Source organism: Helicobacter labacensis, assembly GCF_003660285.1.
GTDB classification, from domain to species: domain Bacteria; phylum Campylobacterota; class Campylobacteria; order Campylobacterales; family Helicobacteraceae; genus Helicobacter; species Helicobacter labacensis.
Genome location: NZ_QXQQ01000004.1, coordinates 48,614 through 65,419 on the forward strand (window position 1 = coordinate 48,614; position 16,806 = coordinate 65,419).

Below are 16,806 nucleotides of genomic sequence, written 5' to 3' on the forward strand. Positions count from 1 at the left end.
ATCTTTTTTATATGGACACAAAGCCAAACCCTCACACCCCTAAATCATTACTTAACTCACACAGCACCCTAATATTTTGCTTCTGGCTGTCATAGACCCAGTGTTTATCAAAAGCGTGCTTTGCCCCCGAGTTGCCATTGACATCCAACAAATAAAAGCGGTTTTTATCTTGGCGTTTTTGGCGCATTTGTTGCTCTAGGTGCGAATTTAGAGTGCCAAAATCCCCATCTGAGATCACTAACAAATCTGCTTTTTTATAATTTTGCTCTTGCATAGCCTTTAAACCCTCTGTTAAGGCAAGCCCGACATCTGTCCCGCCCCCAAAACTCAGGCTTAGAAACTCATTCAATCTAGCAAGCCCCCCGCCCTTGCTTAAATCCATAGCCGTAGTTTGGGAGCTAAAGTTAATCAAAAAGCAAGATCGTTTGCTCTTTTTGGCATGGGAGGTTAGAGAAAGGGTGAGGGCTTTAGCAATGAGTTCGGGCGCGCCACTCATCGAAGCGCTGGTATCCACACAGATAATAATAGGTCCTTTCTCTCCCTCTTTTTCTTGTTCTTTTTCTATCTCTACCTCCACTTTCTCTATGCCCTCCAAATGCTGATCGATATAGCCCTGCTTTTCAAAACAAAAGAGGCGTTTTTCTACAAACTTGAGATAAAAAAGGGTTTCTAAATCCGGGTCATTGAGCATGGCAAGCTCTTGGGGGAGCAAGTTTTCTAAATCATTGCTCAAATGCACCCCACAAATCTCCTCTTTATAATCCCTTGTGGGGTGGCGCTCTGTATAAGCGTAAGTGCGTTGTTCCTTGATCATCTCTTTGATCATCTCTTGTTGCATTTCTTTCATGCGCCCCAGCAGATCGCAAATTTGCATTAAGGCTTTATTGTTTTTAATTTGATTGAAAAGGGCTAAAATTTGGGCGAGGTTTAAACGCTTGGGATTAGCCCCCTGCAAAGAAAAGCCCCTATTTCCTTGTTGTTCCCTTTTGCCTCCCCTTTTGTCCCCCTGTTCTAACTCCAAACCCGTATCCAAGCCCTCTAAATTTTCTAACGCGCGTTTTTGTGCCTCTTTATCGCCTAAGTCCTCTAAATCTAAAGATTCTAGGGCGAGCCCCTTAGCGTCCATAAATAGCCCATTTGTGCCAAAGAGTTCGGGGGATTGCTTGGCTAATTGTTTTGCCTCCCAAAGGGCTTTAAACCACGCACGCATGCGCGCTAAAAAATCTTGCTGCATTTTTGCCTGTGTGGCTTGTTTCCATGCGCTAATCTTGCTATCTAAAACGCCCTGCCACTTCTCTAAAATAAAGCGGTGTAAGGTAGCCCGATCGCTCTCTTTATCTTTGGATTTTTCTAACGCCTTTTCTTGGGTGTCAATAAAACTCAAATCCGCCTCTTGGTTGTGGGCGTGAAACTGGGCGCGCGTGGCTTTGACTAGGTCTTTTTCTTTGGGGCTGGCGTGTTTGCGCTGGTAGTGGGCTAGGCTCTCCTCAAAAAAAGGGTGATCTTTAAGGGTTTGCTTGATCTGTGCGTCTTTTTCTTGGCACGCTAATCCAAATTGTTTAGAGACTTGGGGGTCGTCTAAAAGCCCAAAGGTGTTTAGGGTTTCTAGCAACTAATACCCCATATGCTCCCAGCGCATTTCTTCGGCGATATAAACAAGAAAGATGTACAGATTACCTACACTTTCTCGGTCTTTAGCTTCTTCTTCTTCGTATTTAGCTTTGGCCTTTTTAAGCACATCCGAAGTAAATTCCACCCTCCCTATCACTTCGGGTTGTTGTATCCATGCGCCATGTTCCTTAAGAAATATGCGATTGCGGTAAATGTCGCAAGGGTATGATATGTCATTTAGTTGCTTAAACATATCCTCAGGGAGTGTTATTGTTCCTTCTGCAAAATTCTCAAAAGTTTGGATTATCGCCTCAACCGCATTTTGAAATTCTGGGAGTTGCATCACTCTTTGATCTTTGAGTGTGCCAAAACTAATAATGAGTTCTGTAAAAAGCTTTCTCAAATCCTCATGCACATCGCGGTTGTTGCCCTTTTCTTCCACTTCTTCCGTGCGAGACATAAAAACCCCTTCTGATTTTTGATTGTGCTATTTTAGCACAATTTACCAATAGTAACTATCTAGTGCCCTTAATCTTATCCGCAAGACTCAAAAGTTCGTTAATGAGATCGTCTTTTTGTTTTTGATCTAGATGAAGAGCCATTTAACACTCCTTTAATGAATTAAGCCCCTTAAACCTGCTTTAAGCACATTACGCGGGTCGGCATAAGCACCCAGATCCACAGCCTCTCCACGATGGTTAGTGAGCTTAAAACCACGCTTTTTAAGATCAGTGGGATCAAGATTACCCTGCACATACGCGTCTAAAAGCTCTGCAATTTTGGCTACTTGCGCTGTGTCTGTGATTCCATACTTGCGCGTGATCGCCAAAATCTCTTTTTCTAAAGAAGGGTTAATATTTGTGTTTCCAGCTGTGCTTTGGGTTTTGACCGCCTTTTGATCGAGTTCCTTTAGTCCTAATTCCAGCACTTTAAAAGCTTGTAACAATTCTTGAATACCTGCAAAGGCGATCTTGATATCTTCATGGGATAAAAATACATTAGTATTTTGGCGCGCTGTCTGTAACTCTTGACTAAGTTCTTGGGTATGTGTAGTAACTTGTTTGTATAGGTATTGGTAGGCATTAGCAAAAGTTTCTGAAGAATCTATAGTCATCTTTTCAAGGTGTAAAAAATTTTCTTGCGCCTTTTCCAAATCCCTAGCCTTTGCGTGGCTACTTTTTAACACCCGTGCTAAGATCGCATTGACTAAGGGGATTTGCTCGAGGCTATCCCATAGACAATGCCTAAGTAAGGCAAGATCGGGGGTGGTAACTTGATCTTGATCGCTAAGTAGGGCGGCAACCTGTAGGAGTTGGGCGCATTGTTTAAAACGCCGATCGGAAGGGGTGGCAATCAAGTTAGAATCAGGCTCTGTGCTCTCCTCATCCTCCTTTGTGGGCGCATCATCTCCTAAGAATTTTGCCACTAGGGCGGGGTTGTGTTTTAATTGCTCTAAAGTTGCCTTAATGGTGTGCAAACTCTCTAAGGCTTCTTGGCTAAAGGGGATTTGAGTGGCTTGCTGGTGGATAGCCTCTAATTCCTCTAGGCTAAAGGCGTGTTGGTTAGAACTCTTGTTCTCTTGGGCGGTGATGAGTTTTAAGAAATTCTCTTTAGATTTTAAGGGTTCGACAAAGTAGCGCAAAAGCATGCGATCGTAAAGAGCTTCTAGCCCTTGATTAGCCGGAGGAAACTCATTGCTCGCGCACACAATGCCCTTGAGGGGGACTTTAATGTCCGTGTCGCCCTCTTTGAAAAGCCTTTCGTTGATGATGGTTAGTAGGGTGTTTAAGATCGCCGGTGAGCTTTTCCAAATCTCATCTAAAAAGGCAAAGCTAGCGGTGGGGAGATAGCCTTTTGTGTTTCTAATCAATTTGTTTTGCTTGAGTGCGCCAATATCAATGGGACCAAAAATATCCTCAGGGGTAGAAAAGCGATGCATTAAAGCACTAAAGAAATCTCTAGACTCGCCAAAAGCAAGGCTCACTTTTCTAGCAATCATGGATTTGGCTGTGCCCGGGGGTCCATACAAGAAAATCGCTTTTCCGGCAAACATGGCTAATAACACCAAGCGCACGCACTCCTCTCGTTCGAATAAACCTTTTTCTAGCTCGGCGATGAGGTTTTTAACTCGACTCTTGTAAGGCATGGGGTCTCCTTAAAACTAAGGACTGTATTGTAACATGATTCTTAGACAGCCTAACAAAGGTAAAAAGAGAGAATGACATGACAAAACGCCTATTTCTAAATCTCCGTTTAGATCACACGCATTAGAGGATTGTAGCATGATGAAAAATTTTTTCTTAGGGTTGGCGTTGGTGCTCATGCCTATTTTCACCGCGTGTATGTGTTTTGAGATGATAGCCATATTGCATGATCATTGTTGCCATACGCATATTTTGGGATTTATAAGCGTAGCGGTGCTAGGCGTGCTGTCTCTTTTACCCATTAGGGAGATATATAAATACACGGGTTGGTATTCTGGCTGTGTGCTGAGTGCGGGTATTAATGGGTTGGTGGTGGTGTTCTGCCATATGATAGCATCCTATGTATATTAAAGAATGAGTGATGAAAGCTATCAAAGCGTTTTTCTTAGGGTTGGTGTTGGTGCTCATCCCTAGCTTCAATTTGTGTATGTGTGTGGAGGTAGTCGCAACATTGCATGATTATGGCTACCATTATGGTTACGACCCTGAGCATGTCTTGAGATTTATAAGCGTAGCGGTGTTGAGTGTGCTGTCCTTTTTGCTCATTAGTAAAATTTATGCACACACGGGTTGGGTTTTTGGTTGTGGGGTGAGTGGGGGTTTTAATTGGTTAGTGGTGGCATTGTGCCTGATACTAGCATGCATATAGCATGCATATAGCATGCATATAGCATGCATATAGCATGCATATAGCATGCATATAGCATGCATATAGCATGCATATAGCATGCATATTTTGAAAAGGTTGGCGATGAAAACTGAAGAAGAGTCTCTCTTAAAGCTAGCGTTGTGGTTAACGCCCATTCTTACTTTGTGTATGTGTTTTGGGGTAATTGTAACAATCCATGATTGTGGTTGCGATAGGACTCATATTTTGCAAGTTGTAAGCGTAGCGGTGTTGGGTGTGTTGTCCTTCTTACCCATTAGAGAGATTTATAAATACACGGGTTGGGATGGCTGTGTGGTGAGTGGGATTGTGAATGCTGTGATCGTGGGATGTTGTTTTATGCTCAGTATCCCATATTCATGATATGCATATTGGAAAGGTTGGTGATGAAAAAAAGAGAAGAGCTTTTAGAGTTGTTGTAGCTAGCGTTGGGGTTAATGCCTGTTTTGGCTTTTGGAGTGTGTTTGTTTGTCGGGAAGCAACTTGTGAATGCTTGCTATTCTCACTTAGCAGCTTTAAGCCAAGTGCTCTTAGGCGCGCTGTTTCTTGGGTTGATTTTTGGGATTTACAAGCGCACGGGCTGGGTTTTTGGCTGTCGCTTGAGTGGGATTTTCACCCTATTAGTGGTGCTGAGTGGTTTTTTTTGTGGGGCTGGGGGTTTGGGATCGCCCTTGCTATGCAGAGCGGTGCGTGTGTGAGGGGATGTGTTATGAGAGCCCTTGCCCTACAGACCCTGTGAAGGATAAAGATAGTTGTATTGGGAGGTATTGTCCTCAGTGTCTAGGGCGCGCTACTACTGGGGCACCCCTTAGGTAGGTTGCCCGACTAAGATGTTTTAGGGGTTATTATGAAAAAGATTAAGGCGTTTTGCTTGGAAGCGGTGTTGGTGTTGATGCCTCTTTTGACTTTTTGGGTGTGTGCAGACGCGATGATGTACTTTGGTCCCTGCCATGTGCGTTTAGCCTGCTTGAGTGATGTGCTCTTAGGGGCTCTCTCTTTTGTGCCCCTTATCAAAATCTATCAATACACCGCTTCTAGTAAGACTTGGGCTTTGGCTTGCTGGATCAGTATATATTCTAATATGATGGTTGTGGTGGGCTTGCTGATTATAGGGGGGCTACTTTTAGACATGCAATCGTTTCGTTGTTAGGAGTGTAAAAATGAAAATGACTACATTGTTTTGCTTGGAGTTGGTGCTCATGCCCTTTGTTACTTTTGCATCGTGCCTTTTCTTTTTTGCATTGGTTCTTTGTATTGTTCTTGATCTTAACCTCGCCCTTATGGCTTCATGGATCTTAGGGGGTTTGTCTTTTTACCCCATTTTTAAAATTTACAAGCGCCATGCGCCTAGCAAAGTTTGGGCGTGGCGTTGTATCATTAGCGGGGTTTTTAATGCTCTAGCTGTGGTGGCTTGGTATCCCTTATGTTTTTAAGTCTTGCGTTCTATACCCTAGTAAGGATAAATGTTGAAAATTTTTCTCTTGTTCTTGGGATTAGTGTTGATATCCCTTATCATTTTGTTTGTGTATGAGAGGTTGGGTTTGGGGCGATTGTGTTTGGATCGATTGTGTTTGGAGCGTTATATGAAGAAGTGGATCGATCGTATAGAGAGGTTTTATTGGGGGGTTTTGCTTCTCATAACACCCTTTTTAACGCTTTTTTTATGCGCTAGAGTGGGGGGCAGATTATCTTATTTGGGGCATGAGATTTCAGCGCTTTTGAGCGCACCCCTTTGTAGTTTGTTGTCTTTTGCACTGATTTTGGTGGTTTATAGTGAAACAAAACCTAGTCGTGTTTGGAAGATGGCTTGTTTGGTATTCGCTGGACTTAATGGCGTGATTTTAATAGGAGGTGTGGGTCTTGCTGCACGGGTTTTCTTTGGCGCGCATAACTAGGTAAAATAACAATGGTAGACTCCCTACCCTCCTTAAGTTAAAACAACCATCCCCTTATCCCCAAAATTCTTTTCTAAATCCTCATCTAGGCGTTTGACTAAATAAGTTTTTATGGGCACATAGGGTTTTGCTTCTTACAACACTCTTTTGACGCTTTTTATATGTCCAGTAGCTTTAAAAAGCCTTGTGCGCAACCTAATTGCAAAAGCACCTCATTAGCCATCTCTAGCGCATGCGCGCCCTTCTTGGGCATATCGCTTACTAGCACGCATGCACTTGAAATTTCTAGAACTTTAGAACACTAGGGCATATATACCATGCTAGGAGATTTAAAGACTTTTTCCTATCGCATGAAAGCCATACTACGAAGGCATTTTAAGGAATTACCAACGCAACTTGCCCGTGCGGTTGGGGTTTTCTAAAATATTTTGGACATCTTGCATCGTTTTAATAGACAATTTACCTCCGTAGAGTTGGCAAATGCCATTTAAGGCATTATAAATTTTAACATCATCGCAATGAGCATAGGCAACTTGATAATCCCTAAAGCACGCATCCAGTGCCATTAAGCGTTCTTGATGGGTGGAGGCAATCAAGGCTTCTAATTCTTCTCTCTTTGCCATGAGGGCAGGTAAGTGTGCTTCCACCAACTGGGCAATAAACGCTCCCGCCACAGAAACAATCATCCCCTCAAAACAATCATCCCCTTATCCCCAAAATTCTTTTCTAAGTCCTCATCTAGGCGTTTGACCAAATAAGCTTTCATGGGCGCATTGTGAGGGATCGCGTTTTCTTGCTTGTTATAGGGGGTGAGGGTGATCTTTAAACGCCCATCGCTTTGTCTTTCGCGCATGGCAACGGCGATCAAAGCACTATTGCCCCTTAAACTTTGCATCACCTTCCCCTCTTTAAAAAAGGCGATCACTTCTTTCATACTCAAAACTTCTTGTTCGATCGCTGTGGGAGTTTTCTTACGCAAGGCGACTAACGCCACAAAGCCGACCACCACAACCACAATTAAAACAATTAGATAAGTTGGCATGCGCTCCTCCTTACCTCAAAACAATCATTTCGTTGTTGCCAAATCTCCTTTGGGTTTCGGCATCAAGCTGTTCGCTCTCAATACCCTGCGCATCTCCCTCAATTTGACTCGTTTCTGTGTTGAAAAGGCAATTGATTACATTAACATTTCCATTGTCTAGATTCTCTTTGATCACAACAGCCAGCTTATCTTTCTCCTCTTGCAGGCGTTTTGCTCGTTGCGGGTCTTTAAACCAATCCACAATGTTTTTAAGAAAATTTAAAATGCGCACCCAAATGCGCTTAACCCAAGCCCACACACTCTCAAAGAATTCTGAAACATTTTCAATGATATTATCAATCATCTTAAACTCCTAGTGCAACACGATCATATTCTTGTCGCCAAAATTCTTTGTCAAGTCCTCATCAAGTTTCTTAGCAATCACGCGTAAAAAGGGGTCTTTAAGGCTTGTCATAGGCGTGTTGCGCTTATCCATAAAACAACAACTTAGAATAATCCCCACCCCGACCTTTTCCTCTCTAGTGATGCTTGCCCCGCTGTGTAGATTTTGATTTAAGTGTTCTTTCACCCAAGAGAGCAACTCCTTAAAGCTATATGTATCTTGTTCGACCTCTGTGTAATTCCACGCTTGCCAAAAAGTGTCTAAACTGAGTTGCTTAAAAGCCTCTTTGACATCTGCCAAGCTATGTCCAAGCCCTTTAATCATTCTAATGATCTCTTTTTTGATTTCATCAATAATGACTTCTTTGGGACCCTTGTCGTTGTTAATCATCTTTTCTCCTCATGGTTTTGAATTTGCCTTTTTTTAAATTACTCTTGATCCGCTCGCCCAAACTTTGTTTTCTGTTCTCCTCCTTATGCGTTTTTTCAAATTCCTTTTTAGCACTCTTGAATGCCTTTTGAAAGTGTGCAAAACTAGGCAACACCTCCTCCCTTGCCGCACTAATCAAGCCATTTAGCACGGCGTTTTTGATCTCGCGTCCCGAAAAACCTTTAGAAATCTTGCTTAAAGTTGCTAGCTCCTCTTGTGTGAGTTGTGCCATGCCCTTTTCATAAAGTGCTGTGGGGATGTGTTTTAAAATAATGCTCTGGCGTTGCTTGTCATTGGGCAACTCAAAGCTAATGGAGCGCAAGATTCGGCTATGAAACGCCTTGTCGTAATTTTCTAATAAATTGGTGGCAAAAATCACAATGACGGGGCGTTCCTCCAAAAGCTTTAAGAGCTCACTACGCAAAGAATTAACCGCCTGATCTGCGCTTTGGGTTACATTAGAAATCCGTTTGCCTAAAAAGCTATCGGCTTCATCAAAGAATAAAATCGCATCGTGCTTTTGGGCTAAATCAAAGGCGGCGACCAAATTTTTAGGCGCATCCCCCACGAACTTAGACTCGATGTCGGCGTAATTGCCATGGATAATTTGCTTGCCTAATTCTTTGGCGATGATGTGCGCGCTCATGGTTTTGCCCGTGCCCGGCTTGCCATGAAAATTGACAATGGTTTTAGCAATCCCATCGACCTCTTTAAACCCCCACTCCTCGTAAATCAAGGGTTGTTTTTGCACCAAAGTGATGACCTCTAAAATCCCCTTTTTGGTTTTTTTGTCTAGCTCAATGCGATCTAAGCTATAGCGCGGGTCTTCCATACGCAAGTTTAAACTTGGGGCATTTTCTTGCTCTTGTTTGATTGCCTTTTTCTCGTTAGCTTGTTTATTTAGATGGTTGATTAAAGTTTGGGTGCAGTTAATGGCTAGGTAAAAATGCGCCCCAATGCCTAAAAACTTGCCCTCCACTAGAACCTCATTAATGGGGTGGTTAAGCCTAGAGAGGAGTAAAGAAATGCCCACTTCCTCCGCTGACGCGGGTCTGTATTGGTCGGTTTTGACCTGAATTTTATGCGCCCCGTTTGGATCAAATACCCCCACTAAAGCCACTTCCTCCACACCGCTAAAGTCGTAATCCGGTTTTTCTAATACCTCTTTTATGGCATGGCTAAAAGTTTCTAGCTGTTCTGGGTTGGCTTGTTTGCTCAAATCATTGTTGATAAACAGCACCTCTGTTTTCATAAAACCATGCCCTCTCTAAGCTCTCTCCTAGCGTCATCTTTATCCACTTTGTAGGTTTTTTCACCGATTTCGCGCCCATCAGCATACAAACCGACATCAACTTCGGCGTAATCTCCCGCGTTCCACATGGCTTTAACTTTTGCCGCCATTTGTCGCCTTTGCTCTCTTGCCAGCTCCTCTTTGAGTTCTCTAATCTTGCTTAAAAACTGGCTAATGCTTAAAATGGCAATTCCCCCAATCACCGCTAATGCTATCCCGCCTATGATCCATGGTAAAGGCATTTTCTCTCCTTATTTAATTCTTATCAACTTTGATTCTCAAAGCCTCCTCTACGCCCTCTTTTTCTTGCAAAATTTGGCACGCTTTGAGATTGAGGGCATAAAACTCCTCTAGGCTATAGTGTTTGTAAAACACTTTTTCATACATCGCATCGACTCTGCAAATTTGGGGGCGGTTCTCATAAATACGGCAACGATTAGTTTGTGGGTCTAAGTGGCGACACACCCCATTGCCTAAATCCAAATGCGCTAACTCTTTAACCCCGCCAATGTTAGCACAACACGCCCCACAAATCGTGCAAGCAAAGCCCATGTTAAAGCTTGATGAGATTTTTGCCCTGATCGGTCAAAACCAACATTGCCTTTGTCCAATCCGCATAAATGGTGGCAAGATTTGATTCTAAGCCAAAGGTTTTAATCATGGTCTCTAGCACTTCTTTTTCCCCCTCATGCAAAGCCTCCAAGTGGGTTAGGCGATCTGCCATGGCTAGTGCCATGGTTTCTAACAAGACGATCTTTTGGTGCTCTTTTTGTTTAAAAGTCTGCAAAGTGGCTTTTAGATCGAATGTATCGGCATTGTAAGTGATGTCCTCCACTTGCATTTCCAAACAATAAGTAGAAATCACGCCCTTTTGTGCGTCTGAAAAGTCGTGATTGCTCCAAGCAAAATGGTGGGCGATCCGTAAAAACGCCTTTTTCTCCTCTAAATCTAATGCGCCTAAAAACATACAAACTCCTCTTTTGAAAATTTGCGATGATATTCTACCCCCCCTGTCAAGCCTTCGAGCCCAAAATATGCATTAAAAAAGATAAAAGTAGAAATTAGTAACAAAAAGAGAGCGGAAGTTTAAAAATTTGGGGGTTATGAGAAAAAAGATAAGAGGTTGTTTGGTTAGAGTCTAGGGAGTTTGGGGTTTGAGAGAATTAAATTTTCAGCCACAAGGACTGCCTAGGGGGTCTTTCAAATTTAGAGATTTTGCATTTAGTGCGGATATAACCGGGCTTGTAGACGCGTGCACAACTCCTTTGGATTTGTTCCAATTGCTGTGCGCAGTGGGCATTAGTATGCAGGGCAGGGTGCTTCTCTAGGGCGTGTTGGGCTTGGGTATAACCATAGACTATGCCACTTTGCGCTCCCAAATATCTTATGTTACAATGCCCCATGGAGTTTGGAATACAGCAAATATTGGGAAAGGTTGGCTGTGCGCTTAGATAACCGCTTCTTTTTGATGTGGCTAGCCCCAGTGGTGGCGAGTTGTTTCTCTCTGGATGTGCACATGGGGGGGTCTTTGATGCGCCATGTGCTCAAAGTCGCCTTCTATGGCTTCTTACTTTTTTACCTATTTTATTTTTTAGTGAATCCCATTAAACACAAAGGTCTAGTTCAGGGGTTGAAAACCACAATGCTCGTTTTCAGTCTTTCCTTTGCTTTTATCGACTTCTTTACCTCCTATTACTTTAGCATGGGTTTTAACCAAGCACTAGTAGACACCATTTTAGCCACTAATGCAGAAGAAAGCTATGCCTTCTTTGTGGGCATGGTCATGCCCCATTGGGGAATTATAGGGGCGTGTTTGCTTTTTTGTTGGGTATTTTTATACACAGTGCGCATACAAGTACAACTTAGCTACTACCAATCTAGCCTCATTCTTGCGCTTCTGCTAAGCGGTATTGCTTTGCACTCCATCCGCACAGGTTGGAATTTACAACAGGGGGTAAAAGGGTATTTTGTTAATCTTATCATTGCAACGCACACCACTCCCATCATCAAAGAAATGAACACGCTTTATAATGCCTTTCAAGATCGCCACCAAGTCCAACGCATTTATAAAAGTTTCAAACAACCTTATCCAAAAGGGTATACAAAGCTCGAATCTAACAGCGTGCCTAATGTAGTCCTTATCATCGGAGAAAGCGCGTCTAGGAATTTTATGGGAGTTTATGGCTATAGTGTGCCTGACACGCCCTTTTTTAGTGGCTTAGTAGAGAGAGAGAGAGAGAGAGAGAGAGAGAGAGAGAGAGAGAGAGAGAGATCACAAAATTTATTTGTCTTTGATGATGTGATCTCAGCTTTTGCAAGCACCATGGCCGTTTTTCAAGTTTTGTTAAATTATAGCGATCATGAAAACCGCACTGAACCTTGGTATAAACAGAAGAATTTAGGCGATATTTTTAAACTTGCTGGCTATAAAACCTTTTGGTTGGATAATCAAGAAGAATCAGGCTCCAGCAATGCCTATAGTCTCATTGCCCGCCGCTTTGATCGCCATGTCTACACCCAAATTTCTTTTAAAAAACTTTACGATTTAGCTTTAGTAAGCACCTTTAATACCCAGATCAAACCCCAATTAGGGACTCAAAATTTTATTCTCTTCCATCTCATCGGTAGCCATGTGCTCTATCAAAACCGCTTCCCCAAAGCTTACGCCAAGTTCACCCCGGCAGATATTCCTTACCAAGGTTTGCACATCAAAGATGAGAAAGACAAACAGATCGTCGCGGATTATGTCAATTCACTTTACTACACCGATCATGTTTTAGAAGAAATCTTTAAACTCTTTGAAGACAAGGACGCGTTAATTATCTATCTCTCTGATCATGCCCAAGATATTTTTGAGAGTGCTTCTACTTATGGGCATAAATGCTCTGCCTATGGTGTAGAAATCCCCTTTGTGATCTATGTTACTAACACTTTCAAACAAAAACACCCCCAAAAAGTGCAACAACTTGCCCAAGCGGTGCACAAGCCCTTTATGAGCGATGATCTGATTCACACCCTTTTACCCTTAGTGGGAATTCACACAAAGGATAATATTGAGAGCAAGGATTTATTGAGCCCGCAATTTGACACCCACAGAAAAAGAGTGTATTGCGCAAATAGGTTTTATGAAAAAACACCCTAAGATATTGCCAACTTTATAGGTGTAAGCACTCCTTAAGTGGAGTCAGACTAGCCTTAAAGCTAAATCCCAAAAGGTAGTTAATAGGAGATCGCATGATCATCACCACCATGACACAAGCCATCGGTTCTACCCCCCTTTTTAAATTCACACACCAACATTATCCCATGCCAAAGGATTCGGTGATCTATGCCAAGTTAGAGCATTTAAACCCGGGGGGGAGCATTAAAGATCGCCTAGGGCAATACCTCATAGAAGAGGGGCTAAAAACGGGCAAGATCACCCCCCAAACGACTATCATTGAGCCCACCGCAGGCAATACGGGCATCGCCCTAGCTTTGTGCGCGCGCCAGCACGATCTCAAAACGATCTTTGTGGTCCCACAAAAATTTAGCCTAGAAAAACAACAAATTATGAAAGCTTTAGGAGCAAAGGTGATCAACACGCCCACCAATCAAGGCATCAAGGGGGCGATTGCTAAAAGCAAGGAGTTAGCCCAGAGTATCCCACATAGCTACCTGCCCCTGCAATTTGAAAACCCGCTCAACCCACAAACCTACTACCACACCCTAGGACCAGAGATCATCCAAGACTTGGGCACCCATCTAACTAGCTTTGTGGCAGGAATTGGGAGTGGGGGCACTTTTGCGGGCACAGCTAAATATCTCAAAGAGAAAATCCCTGCGATTCGCTTGGTGGGGGTAGAACCAGAGGGTTCGATTTTAAATGGGGGAGAGCCTGGACCCCATGAAATTGAGGGCATTGGGGTAGAATTCATCCCCCCCTTTTTTGCAGGCTTAGAGATTGATGGTTTTGAAACCATTGCAGATCAAGAGGGGTTTGATTGCACTAGGGAGCTAGCTAGAAAAAGTGGCTTATTGGTGGGGAGCTCTAGTGGGGCAGCTTTTGTAGCGGCTTTGCGTGAGGTGCAACGCTTGCCAAGGGGGAGTCAAGTTTTGACAATCTTTGCAGATGTGGCTGATCGTTATTTATCTAAGGGTATTTATCTATAAAGGAGACAACCATGCGCATGCAAACAAAACTCATTCATGGGGGGATCAGTGAGGATGTAGTAACTGGGGCGGTGAGTGTGCCTATTTATCAAACTTCTACTTACCGCCAAGAGGGGGTAGGTCGCCCTAAGGGCTATGAATACTCGCGCTCAGGTAACCCCACCCGTTTTGCCCTAGAGGAACTCATCGCGCATTTAGAGGGCGGGGTGAGGGGCTTTGCCTTTGCCTCGGGGTTAGCGGGTATCCATGCGGTGTTTTCTCTCTTGCAACAAGGCGATCATGTGCTCTTGGGCGATGATGTCTATGGAGGGACTTTTCGCCTCTTTGATCGGGTGCTTTCTAAATGCGGGCTTTCTTGCACGATCATAGATACCAGCGACCCCTCTGCAATCCAAAGGGCGATCAAACCCCACACCAAAGCTCTTTATTTAGAAACCCCTAGCAATCCCCTGCTCAAAATTACCGATCTCAAACAATGCGCGGGTATTGCCAAAGCACATAAGCTACTTAGCATTGTAGATAACACCTTTGCGACCCCCTATTACCAAAACCCCTTAAGCTTGGGTGCGGACATCGTGGTGCATAGTGGCACTAAATATCTAGGCGGGCATAGCGATGTGGTGGCTGGGCTGGTAACTACTAATAGCCAAGATTTAGCCGATCAGATCGCCTTTTATCAAAACGCTATTGGAGGGGTGTTAGGACCTTGGGATAGTTGGTTATTACAAAGAGGTATCAAAACCCTAGCCTTGCGCATGGAAGCACACCAACAAAACGCCCTGAATGTCGCTAAGTTTTTGCAAGCCCACCCCAAAGTAGAACAAGTCTATTACCCCGGTTTGCCCACCCACCCCAAGCACGATCTAGCCAAAGCACAAATGCGCGGGTTTTCTGGCGTGCTCTCTTTTACCCTCAAAAAGGATAGTGAGGCGATCCCCTTTGTAGAGAACCTGAAATTGTTCATTTTAGGCGAGAGTTTGGGTGGAGTGGAGAGTTTGGTAGGTGTCCCAGCTTTGATGACCCATGCGAGCATCCCTAAGCAACAGCGCGAGGCTGTGGGGATTAAAGATGGCTTAGTGCGCCTCTCTGTAGGCATCGAACACCCACAGGATTTATTAGAGGATCTAGAACAAGCCCTTGCTAAATTGGGCTAATTTTAAAAGGAGTCAAACATGAAAATGAATGTAGAGAGTTTTAATTTAGATCACACCAAAGTCAAAGCCCCCTATGTGCGTGTAGCCGATCGCAAGAGGGGAGAGGGCGGGGATGTGATTGTCAAATACGATGTGCGCTTAAAACAACCCAACCAAGAACACATGGACATGCCCAGTTTGCACTCTTTGGAGCACTTGGTGGCAGAACTCATCCGCAACCACGCGGATTATGTGCTAGATTGGTCGCCTATGGGCTGCCAGACGGGTTTTTACTTGCTGGTGTTAAACCACGACAATTACAATGAGATTTTAGAACTCTTAGAAAAAACCATGCAAGATGTGCTCAAGGCTAGCGAAGTGCCCGCTTGTAATGAAAGACAATGTGGCTGGGCAGCCAACCACACCCTAGAAGGCGCACAAGCCCTAGCGCGCGCCTTTTTAACCAAGCGCGCTGAGTGGAGCGAAGTGGGGGTTTAACTAAACCACCCTACCACTGCCTGACAAGCCGATTTAATCCCACTGGCGACGGACTTAACCGCATTGCCTACGGCACTAATCGCGCTTTTAATCCCGCTCACTACGCTAGAAACAATGGACTTAGAAACTTCAGCGATCTTCTGCCCCACTGCTGAACCTGCCATGTAGCCAAGTGTTCCACCTATAAAACCACCCACAGCTGCCCCCACTGGTCCAAAGATTGCTCCAATAGCCGCTCCCACTTCTGCACCTTTAGTCGCTGTAACAACACCAGCCATAGTGGACATAGTCGTTTCATTGAGTTTTTCGATCGTCTGTTCGCCAGTGAGTTTACCTTGAGCGTATTGGTAAAGCACTTTGATATTTTCTATGACAGTACTAGCCACCGCCACAAAGACATTTTTAGAGCCCAACGCTTTAGGCAAAATCCCCTTTTCTGCCGCCACCTTGATGGTGGTAGCTAGCGCGCTCTTTGCTCCCGTATCTACTCCGCTGGTAAGGGCACGCTTGGTGATTTCTCGCACCTTTTGTTGGTCCAATTTTTCTCCAGAAAAAATATGCGAAACCACATCTATGCCTAGAGAAAACCCTGCACCATAGAGTGCGCTCTTACCTGCCTCTTTGCCTATACCTCTTGCTAAATCTTTGGCTTGATAGTCATTGTAATCTTTTTGGGGGATCTGCTCCTCTTTTTGGGCTTTTTCTTGGATCTCTTTCACTTCTTGCTTGCTTAAAGGCTTACTGGTTGTGCCATCGGGGGCTTCTAGTTTGTCGGTAACTTTGAGCCTCTGCTCTTCTAACTGCGCCTTTTGATCGCTAGGGACTAGCTTTTGTTGCCCTCGATAGTCGCCCTTTTCAAAGAGCTCCTTAGTGCTTTGAGCATCTTGACCATATTTAGACTGGTAACGCTTGACTACCTTGCCCTCTGCGTCCTTGATCACCACATCTACACTATTTTTGGCATACCCATCATCAGATTTGAGCACTTCAGCTCGATACTCTGACCCCCTAGCCGCCGCGTTTAAATTAAATTGCTGGGCGTGCTGTTGTTCGGCAATAAAACCATCTAAATTAGGGTTTTGGCTAATCACCCCCTCATTAGTGAGTAAAACGCTTTGCATTTCATAGTTGGCTTGTTTGATCGCCTCATCTAGGCGATTGAGATAGGGTGTTACCTCTTGCACTGCCATATTTTTAGTAGCCTTGTGTATTTCACTCGCCAGCCACTGCTCTTTGGTGCGCCCATTTTCTAGGGCTTTTTCTAAGGATTGTTTTTTCTCCTCATAAATTTTAAGCTCGTTCTCTATCTCCTCTCTAATTACTTTAGCATTGCTCTTTGGCAACTCTATGGCTAATTGCGCCTCAATGCCTGCTAGTCCATCTTTTTCTTGTGCTTCTAAGAAACGCGTTAGAATTGCGCTAAAAACATGGGCTTGCTCGGGAGTGAATGTGGGCAGAGAGTTAGGCAGAGGGGTTAAAACAAGAGTTTCAGACTGCATATC

At 44.0% G+C, this 16,806-nt stretch carries 22 protein-coding genes; 9 read left to right on the forward strand and 13 right to left on the reverse strand.

Going from position 1 to position 16,806, the window contains the following annotated elements:
* Positions 1-31: 31 nt before the first annotated feature.
* From EAO33_RS09375 to EAO33_RS02450, 3 genes are all read right to left on the reverse strand, one after another.
* On the reverse strand, positions 32-1,612 hold the full coding sequence (locus EAO33_RS09375; RefSeq protein ID WP_235853002.1) for a VWA domain-containing protein: 1,581 nt from the start codon (positions 1,610-1,612) through the stop codon (positions 32-34).
* Entirely contained in the window at positions 1,613-2,071 is a 459-nt protein-coding gene (locus EAO33_RS02445; RefSeq protein ID WP_120944638.1) for a hypothetical protein, read from the reverse strand.
* Between the two features lie 153 nt (positions 2,072-2,224).
* Positions 2,225-3,757 carry an AAA family ATPase gene (locus EAO33_RS02450; RefSeq protein ID WP_120944640.1) on the reverse strand — a complete coding sequence of 511 codons (1,533 nt, stop codon included), beginning with the start codon at positions 3,755-3,757 and terminating at the stop codon, positions 2,225-2,227.
* 136 nt (positions 3,758-3,893) lie between these two features.
* On the opposite strand from EAO33_RS02450, the gene EAO33_RS02455 reads away from it, so the two are divergent.
* From EAO33_RS02455 to EAO33_RS02475, 5 genes are all read left to right on the forward strand, one after another.
* Entirely contained in the window at positions 3,894-4,166 is a 273-nt protein-coding gene (locus EAO33_RS02455; RefSeq protein ID WP_235853003.1) for an iron transporter, read from the forward strand.
* Positions 4,167-4,176: 10 nt separating this feature from the next.
* Positions 4,177-4,464 (forward strand): iron transporter, encoded by a 288-nt coding sequence (locus EAO33_RS02460; RefSeq protein WP_120944642.1) that lies wholly within the window; start codon positions 4,177-4,179, stop codon positions 4,462-4,464.
* A gap of 102 nt (positions 4,465-4,566) precedes the next feature.
* Complete coding sequence (locus EAO33_RS02465; RefSeq protein WP_120944644.1) at positions 4,567-4,845, forward strand: iron transporter; 279 nt, start codon at positions 4,567-4,569, stop codon at positions 4,843-4,845.
* A 101-nt stretch (positions 4,846-4,946) separates the two neighbouring features.
* A complete protein-coding gene (locus EAO33_RS09380; protein ID WP_235853004.1) occupies positions 4,947-5,180 on the forward strand; it encodes a hypothetical protein in 234 nt (77 codons plus the stop codon).
* 149 nt (positions 5,181-5,329) lie between these two features.
* Complete coding sequence (locus EAO33_RS02475) at positions 5,330-5,632, forward strand: hypothetical protein (protein WP_120944646.1); 303 nt, start codon at positions 5,330-5,332, stop codon at positions 5,630-5,632.
* 1,128 nt (positions 5,633-6,760) lie between these two features.
* Here the strand turns inward: EAO33_RS02475 and EAO33_RS02490 are convergent.
* The 9 genes from EAO33_RS02490 to EAO33_RS02530 form a co-directional block, all read right to left on the reverse strand.
* Positions 6,761-7,063 (reverse strand): hypothetical protein, encoded by a 303-nt coding sequence (locus EAO33_RS02490; RefSeq protein WP_235853005.1) that lies wholly within the window; start codon positions 7,061-7,063, stop codon positions 6,761-6,763.
* On the reverse strand, positions 7,060-7,419 hold the full coding sequence (locus tag EAO33_RS02495) for a hypothetical protein (RefSeq protein ID WP_120944652.1): 360 nt from the start codon (positions 7,417-7,419) through the stop codon (positions 7,060-7,062). The genes EAO33_RS02490 and EAO33_RS02495 overlap by 4 nt, the downstream gene beginning before the upstream one ends.
* 10 nt (positions 7,420-7,429) lie before the next feature.
* Entirely contained in the window at positions 7,430-7,762 is a 333-nt protein-coding gene (locus tag EAO33_RS02500) for a hypothetical protein (protein ID WP_120944654.1), read from the reverse strand.
* Between the two features lie 9 nt (positions 7,763-7,771).
* The gene (locus tag EAO33_RS02505; RefSeq protein ID WP_120944656.1) at positions 7,772-8,191 is read right to left on the reverse strand and encodes a hypothetical protein; all 420 of its coding nucleotides are present in this window, start codon (positions 8,189-8,191) and stop codon (positions 7,772-7,774) included.
* On the reverse strand, positions 8,184-9,482 hold the full coding sequence (locus EAO33_RS02510; protein ID WP_120944658.1) for an ATP-binding protein: 1,299 nt from the start codon (positions 9,480-9,482) through the stop codon (positions 8,184-8,186). Before EAO33_RS02510 ends, EAO33_RS02505 begins: the two co-directional genes overlap by 8 nt.
* The gene (locus tag EAO33_RS02515) at positions 9,479-9,763 is read right to left on the reverse strand and encodes a hypothetical protein (protein WP_120944660.1); all 285 of its coding nucleotides are present in this window, start codon (positions 9,761-9,763) and stop codon (positions 9,479-9,481) included. The genes EAO33_RS02510 and EAO33_RS02515 overlap by 4 nt, the downstream gene beginning before the upstream one ends.
* Before the next feature lie 13 nt (positions 9,764-9,776).
* A complete protein-coding gene (locus EAO33_RS02520; RefSeq protein ID WP_120944662.1) occupies positions 9,777-10,073 on the reverse strand; it encodes a YkgJ family cysteine cluster protein in 297 nt (98 codons plus the stop codon).
* A gap of 1 nt (position 10,074) precedes the next feature.
* The gene (locus EAO33_RS02525; RefSeq protein WP_120944664.1) at positions 10,075-10,488 is read right to left on the reverse strand and encodes a hypothetical protein; all 414 of its coding nucleotides are present in this window, start codon (positions 10,486-10,488) and stop codon (positions 10,075-10,077) included.
* 196 nt (positions 10,489-10,684) lie between these two features.
* A complete protein-coding gene (locus EAO33_RS02530; protein WP_120944666.1) occupies positions 10,685-10,900 on the reverse strand; it encodes a hypothetical protein in 216 nt (71 codons plus the stop codon).
* 62 nt (positions 10,901-10,962) lie between these two features.
* On the opposite strand from EAO33_RS02530, the gene EAO33_RS02535 reads away from it, so the two are divergent.
* The 4 genes from EAO33_RS02535 (at position 10,963) to EAO33_RS02550 (ending at position 15,304) form a co-directional block, all read left to right on the forward strand.
* Positions 10,963-12,663, forward strand: coding sequence for a phosphoethanolamine transferase (locus EAO33_RS02535; protein WP_235853006.1), 1,701 nt, complete (start codon positions 10,963-10,965; stop codon positions 12,661-12,663).
* A 92-nt stretch (positions 12,664-12,755) separates the two neighbouring features.
* The gene (locus EAO33_RS02540; protein ID WP_120944668.1) at positions 12,756-13,673 is read left to right on the forward strand and encodes a PLP-dependent cysteine synthase family protein; all 918 of its coding nucleotides are present in this window, start codon (positions 12,756-12,758) and stop codon (positions 13,671-13,673) included.
* 11 nt (positions 13,674-13,684) lie between these two features.
* A complete protein-coding gene (locus EAO33_RS02545; protein WP_120944670.1) occupies positions 13,685-14,827 on the forward strand; it encodes a cystathionine gamma-synthase in 1,143 nt (380 codons plus the stop codon).
* A gap of 18 nt (positions 14,828-14,845) precedes the next feature.
* Positions 14,846-15,304 carry an S-ribosylhomocysteine lyase gene (locus EAO33_RS02550; RefSeq protein WP_162982184.1) on the forward strand — a complete coding sequence of 153 codons (459 nt, stop codon included), beginning with the start codon at positions 14,846-14,848 and terminating at the stop codon, positions 15,302-15,304.
* On the opposite strand, the gene EAO33_RS02555 is transcribed toward EAO33_RS02550, so the two are convergent.
* The gene (locus tag EAO33_RS02555; protein ID WP_120944672.1) at positions 15,301-16,803 is read right to left on the reverse strand and encodes a glycine zipper family protein; all 1,503 of its coding nucleotides are present in this window, start codon (positions 16,801-16,803) and stop codon (positions 15,301-15,303) included. The genes EAO33_RS02550 and EAO33_RS02555 overlap by 4 nt on opposite strands.
* Positions 16,804-16,806: the final 3 nt, after the last annotated feature.